The organism is Acidimicrobiales bacterium, assembly GCA_030747595.1.
Taxonomy (GTDB): domain Bacteria; phylum Actinomycetota; class Acidimicrobiia; order Acidimicrobiales; family MedAcidi-G1; genus UBA9410.
In genome coordinates, this window is the sequence record JASLKK010000060.1 from 1 (window position 1) to 632 (window position 632).

Sequence of the window (632 nt, forward strand, 5' to 3'; positions counted from 1 at the left end):
CGGAGTTAGCCGGTACTTATTCTGCAATTAATGTCAAAAAAACAAGGTATTAACTTATTTTTCTTCTTCATTGCTTAAAGTGCTTTACAACCCTAAGGCCTTCTTCACACACGCGGTATTGCTGGATCAGGGTTGCCCCCATTGTCCAATATTCTTAACTGCTGCCTTCCGTAGATGTCTGGGCCGTGTCTCAGTCCCAATGTGGCTGATCGTCCTCTCAGACCAGCTAAAGATCGTTGCCTTGGTAGGCCTTTACCCCACCAACAAGCTAATCTTACGCAGGCTCATCCAATAGTGAGAGCAGCAAGCTGCCCCCTTTCCCCCTTAGGGCGTATGCGGTATTAATCCGAGTTTCCTCGGGCTATCCCAGTAACTAAGGTAGATTGCTCACGCGTTACTCACCCGTTCGCCGCTCAGTCATTTTCTGTAGTAAACTACTGAAAAGCTTCGCTCGACTTGCATGCATAAGGCGCACCGCCAGCGTTCGTCCTGAGCCAGGATCAAACTCTCCAACATAATCTTTGAATAATTTAAATCTGACCAAAGAATCAACATGGGTTTTACCCATTTCAACTTAAAAAAGTTGAATCAACTTAGTTAAAAGTTGACAAAAAAAGAGTGCTAGATATTTC

Annotated in this window: 1 rRNA gene; it reads right to left on the reverse strand. The window is 44.6% G+C overall.

Annotated features, from left to right (window positions below):
- Positions 1–516, reverse strand: a 16S ribosomal RNA gene (locus QF777_12075); the annotation flags it as partial.
- Positions 517–632: the final 116 nt, after the last annotated feature.